Below are 5,098 nucleotides of genomic sequence, written 5' to 3'. Positions count from 1 at the left end.
CAATGTCATTTAGTTAAATAAACTTAAATAAAAACGTCTACGATTTTTCGTAGGCGCTTTTTTAAACATACCAATATATAATAATGTTTTCCCAATTCCTCAAAGTTGAACGCATTTTCAAGAATTTTTCATCAGAAGATAAGTCCATATTGTTTTCGACTTTTTCTTTCATAGCTTTATAATCTCTGACCGTTTGCCGAACCATTGCAAGTATTTGATTTTGCTTTCTGTTCAAATCATCAACGATGTTACCGTTAACTGTTACACTTGAAGTATTGTGACTTAATTCACTTCTGTCTATTATTATCATTTTGCAAAAATCAAGACCTGGTCTTGCTCTGCCACCTGTATTATAAATAGGAATCGAATAACTTCTAGGGCATCTACTACGTAATGGCACAAGAATAATCTTATCTTCATAAGGAATTCCACAATAATATGGTCTCACTTTTCCAGAACAATTATTTCTATCTAATGTTTCTTCTAAAGAATCTCTAAAATCGTCATTTATTCTCAAAAATCTTGTAGCCATAATATCTCCAATACTAAAAAAAGCATCTATATAAGATGCTAATATATGCCATCCTCAGCTGCCGTTAGTTTTTTTCTACCTCTACTTTTTACAAAGCGACTTGTTGCTGACTTAGGACAATCGGTCAGAACCCTAATAAGCTGCCGTTAGTTTTTTTCTACCTCTACTTTTTGCAAAGCGACTTGTTGCTGACTTAGGACAATCGGTCAGAACCCTAATAAAGAGGATGACAAAGATAATAACATTTAGATAGAACCTCTATCTACATCTGTAATATACCACATATAGTGTAAAATGTAAATGAGGACTTTACGCTGTACGAAAGTGTTTGATTTTATATTCCTTATAATATGTTCTAATCAAAATCATGTTCAGGGTTCATATCTAATACATAAAAAGAATTTTCGTATGTTATACCAAATATAACAAAAGCTCCCTTGCCACCTTTTTTTAGATGCATATGTTCCAATTCTCTTAATTCATTTGATTTCCCAATTAATTTATTGCTATCTTCAGTATCAATGGCTTTAAATTTCTTGATAAGATTTTTTACATACGAATTTTTGTTTTTACTTATTTTACTTCCATTTTTAGACGTGTATTCTTGAATTGCTTTTTCTAAAGTACTAAAGCAGCTAAACTCATAAATAAATTCTTCTAAATCAGTGAAATAACCGCAGTTATGTTTCCGCTGTGTAGTGTGCAAATATTCTAAATCTTTTGAGTGCATGAGATGTAAAAACTTAAAATTAAGGTTTGGCGATTTAGTTTTCACATTAACCACATCTCTTTTTGATAGATTTCTGTATGTTGTGGTATTCTGATTAGCTTTGCTCATCAGCTATTTCTCCATAATAACGTTTCATTGTTTCAACAGATATCACTTTTGAACAAGGTGCAAACATTTGCAAATTCCCTCTTTGTTCTTGCCATGGAGTTTCACTATGTGTTTGTGCCTCTAAAGTGTCTGCTGAGTAAGCACCATAAGAATGCCAAACCGAATTTAATATTTCAAGCTGAGAATCCGAAAATTTAGAAAATAACGAATCTTCTTCTGACTTAGTGCATTGTAAATGGATAAGGCTCCATCCGTAATCTTTATATATATTCCATAATTTTAAATTCACAGGACCATGAATCCATGCCTGAAATTCATTATTTTTACATATTGGTGCATCTAATAGTGTTTCGCTCCACGCTTCTGCATAATAACAAAGTTTTTGTATTTTTTTATGAGACATATCTTCTTTTAATAAAAACCAATTAGCAACATCAGTAATATCTGCATTTACTGAAATAACTCTTTCTAATTTCATTAACATCACCCCTATAATTGAATTTCCCATTACTATTTCCACATTAATTATATCATGTTTATAGCATGAGTTTGCATATAAAACAATTGTGAATATGTTATTTGTTTATAAGTACACTGTTACGGGAGGAATACTTGTGAACAAATTTAAACATATGAAAAAAATACTAAAACAATGTATACATCAATTGGATGAATCCTCTTCACTATTTGTTATCAATCCAGAAAAGGATTTTACTCGCAAAAGAAAACATCTGTTCGGAAGCACACTGATGAACGTCCTATTATTAGAAGGTGGCTCATTAAAAGATGAACTGTATAAACTGTTTGGATACAACCTAGATACGCCAACTGTGTCTTCTTTTATACAGGCAAGAGATAAAATTAAACCTGATACTTTTCATATTTTATTCAATTTATTTAATGGCAGAACAAGAAAGCCTAAGTTATATAATGGATACCGTCTTTTAGCTGTAGATGGTTCTACATTACCTATTACTTCTGAAATCAAGGATAAGAAAACAACAATCCAAAAGGCCAACAATTCCGATAAGCCGTTCTCTGCTTTTCATCTAAATACCAGCTATGATATTTTAGAATACACCTATGATGATGTTATTTTACAGGGACAAGCTGTACAGGATGAACGGGATGCATTGAATAAAATGGTAGAACGTTATAAAGGGGATAAAGCTATTTTTATTGCCGACCGAGGGTATGAATCCATTAATTCTTTTGAAAAGATTCATTTATCTGGAAATAAATATCTAGTTCGAGTCAAGGATATTCATTCTACTGGTATGTTACGTAGCTTTGGTCCATTTCTTGATGATGAATTTGATTTAATAGTTAAGCGCACATTAACCACAAAACAGACGAATGAAATCAAAGCACATCCTGAAATCTATAAGTTTGTGCCACAGAATCAACGATTCGACTACTTTGAGGATGCTCCATTTTATGATTTTGAATGTCGAGTGGTTCGCTTTAAGATTACGGAGGATACATATGAATGTATCGTAACCAATCTAGATAAAAATGAATTCAGTATGCAGGATATCAAAGAGCTATATCATTTACGCTGGGAAATCGAAACAAGTTATCGTGAGCTAAAATATGATTTAGATTTAAATACACTGCATTCTAAGAAACGAAACCTGATTGAACAGGAAATCTATGCAAAGATGATTCTTTATAACTTCTGTAGTCGTATTACCAATGGAATTGATATTGCCAAACGAAAACGTAAATATGAATATCAGCTCAACTTTGTTCAAGGTTTTCATATCATTCGTGAGCATCTCAAAAAGGCAAAAGTTCCATCTTATATCTGTGATGTGATTGCCAAAGAAATTCTTCCAATTCGTAGAGACCGACAGAACAAAAGAAAGCTGAAACCTAAAGCTCCAGTCTCCTTTAATTATCGTTTTGATTGACACTTATAACCATATGCTCAACGATGTAGCAGAAGTGCTGCAGTTTTTGTCGTGGCGATAAACAAAAAGACTGCCTAGATGTATCAATCTAAACAGTCTGGCCATTCTTAACTAAATGACATTGAGCTGCCGGGTCCTTTTTTTTTGCCTTTTATATTCAAAAGCCAAGTCTTTATTTACTTAGACTTGGCTTTTTTCAGATTCATTAATTCTTTAATTGTATTTTCTAATGCGATTTTTGCGGCAACTGGATCATCTATATGAATCACGGATTTTTCTAATGGACATATATCTGTGTTTGTCCTATTTCGGATTTCCTTAACAAGTTCATCATACTTGAAAGAAACATTATTATTTTCTAAATATATTTTTGCGGTTTCACTTAAAGTATGTGCATAAACATATTTAATTTTTGCGAGTACATACAGACAAGCAGCTGCTTTACCTACAACTGTATCTTCTATATCTGCATCTTTATAAAAATCAATATTTTCATTAAGTTTTGATAAAATTGGCTTTACTCCAATTTCATTGGAACAATAAAAGATTTTATTGTCTCTACGCGCAATAAATTTATTCAAATTCACCAGCTACTTTCTTTAGATTACTGATAATAGGAAGCTTTTGTGGACATACACGCTCACATTGTCCACATTCAATACAATCTAATGGCCTTCCATGTTCATTTTTTAAATCTTCATACTCTTTTGATTTACCGCTAGATAGATTTTGTTTTCTTTTATTGAATAACCTAAAGTATTCTGGTATACAGATTTGTTTTGGACATCCAGGAGTACAATAGTTACATGCAGTACATGGAATTGCGATGGATGTTCGAATTTGATCACCTAGTTTAATCAAAAAATTATTTTCTTCTTGTGTCAAAGGTTTAAATTCTTTCATATATGAAATATTATCGTTTAATTGTTCTAGATTTGACATGCCGCTTAGTACTACACGAACATTTTTAAGATTTGCTGCAAAACGAATAGCCCATGAAGCAATAGATAGTGAGTTGTCAAGATGTTGTAACTGGGTTTTGATATTTTGAGGAACTTGGACAAGGCTTCCACCTTTTACAGGTTCCATAATAACCACTTGCTTTCCATGTTTAACAGCTGTTTCATAACATAATTTTGATTGCACACTTTCACTATTCCAATCTAAATAATTGATTTGAAGTTGAACAAAATCCATTTCAGGATGTTCAGTCAAAATTTGATCTAGAATATCAGCAGTATCATGAAATGAGAATCCAATTTCTCTAATTTTACCTTCTTCTTTCATTTTTTTAATAAAATCAAAACAACCAAATTTTAAAGCAGCTTGGTAATGATTACGATTTAAAGAATGCAGAAGATAATAATCAAAGTAATTAACTCCACATTTTTCCAATTGTTCATCAAAAATTCTTTTTGCATCTTCTTTTACTTTCATGAATGGAACTGGTAATTTATCAGCTAAAGTAAATGAATTTCGTGGATACCTTTCAACTAACGCCTTTTTAACAAATAATTCACTCTGTTTTTGATGGTAAGGATAAGCTGTATCAAAATATGTAAATCCATTATCCATAAAAGTATCAATCATTTCACAAAATTGTTCTAAATCCACTGAAGTTGGATCTTCTGGATTTGTTAATGGCAATCTCATACATCCAAAACCTAATTTCTTCATAAAATTCCTCCTATAATATATAACTGAATTATAGTACCACTATATTGTTTAATAGAAATAATAATTTAAAAATTTACGAAATTATGTATATATAATATGTATATATAAAAGGTTTTTTGATATTTTTTTAAAAAAAGT

General features: G+C 31.1%; 6 protein-coding genes. 1 reads left to right on the top strand and 5 read right to left on the bottom strand.

Annotated features, from left to right (window positions below; all coding sequences use genetic code 11):
* Window positions 1-61: 61 nt before the first annotated feature.
* From EUBIFOR_RS00460 to EUBIFOR_RS00450, 3 genes are all read right to left on the bottom strand, one after another.
* The gene (locus EUBIFOR_RS00460; RefSeq protein WP_003863909.1) at window positions 62-532 is read right to left on the bottom strand and encodes a hypothetical protein; all 471 of its coding nucleotides are present in this window, start codon (window positions 530-532) and stop codon (window positions 62-64) included.
* 355 nt (window positions 533-887) lie between these two features.
* Window positions 888-1,370, bottom strand: coding sequence for a hypothetical protein (locus tag EUBIFOR_RS00455; RefSeq protein ID WP_003863908.1), 483 nt, complete (start codon window positions 1,368-1,370; stop codon window positions 888-890).
* Window positions 1,357-1,848, bottom strand: coding sequence for a Panacea domain-containing protein (locus EUBIFOR_RS00450; RefSeq protein WP_147587345.1), 492 nt, complete (start codon window positions 1,846-1,848; stop codon window positions 1,357-1,359). Before EUBIFOR_RS00450 ends, EUBIFOR_RS00455 begins: the two co-directional genes overlap by 14 nt.
* A 136-nt stretch (window positions 1,849-1,984) precedes the next feature.
* Here EUBIFOR_RS00450 and EUBIFOR_RS00445 point away from each other — a divergent pair, with 136 nt between their 5' ends.
* Complete coding sequence (locus EUBIFOR_RS00445) at window positions 1,985-3,283, top strand: IS4 family transposase (RefSeq protein WP_167528762.1); 1,299 nt, start codon at window positions 1,985-1,987, stop codon at window positions 3,281-3,283.
* Window positions 3,284-3,459: 176 nt separating this feature from the next.
* On the opposite strand, the gene EUBIFOR_RS00440 is transcribed toward EUBIFOR_RS00445, so the two are convergent.
* Together EUBIFOR_RS00440 and EUBIFOR_RS00435 are read right to left on the bottom strand one after the other, a co-directional pair.
* A complete protein-coding gene (locus tag EUBIFOR_RS00440; protein ID WP_167528761.1) occupies window positions 3,460-3,864 on the bottom strand; it encodes a DUF1893 domain-containing protein in 405 nt (134 codons plus the stop codon).
* Window positions 3,857-4,960, bottom strand: a complete 1,104-nt coding sequence (locus EUBIFOR_RS00435) for an aldo/keto reductase (RefSeq protein WP_003863904.1) — start codon at window positions 4,958-4,960, stop codon at window positions 3,857-3,859. Before EUBIFOR_RS00435 ends, EUBIFOR_RS00440 begins: the two co-directional genes overlap by 8 nt.
* Between the last annotated feature and the right edge of the window lie 138 nt (window positions 4,961-5,098).

The sequence above is a fragment of the Holdemanella biformis DSM 3989 genome, from assembly GCF_000156655.1.
Classification (GTDB): domain Bacteria; phylum Bacillota_I; class Bacilli_A; order Erysipelotrichales; family Erysipelotrichaceae; genus Holdemanella; species Holdemanella biformis.
This window is presented reverse-complemented; position numbering and strand designations above follow the sequence as displayed.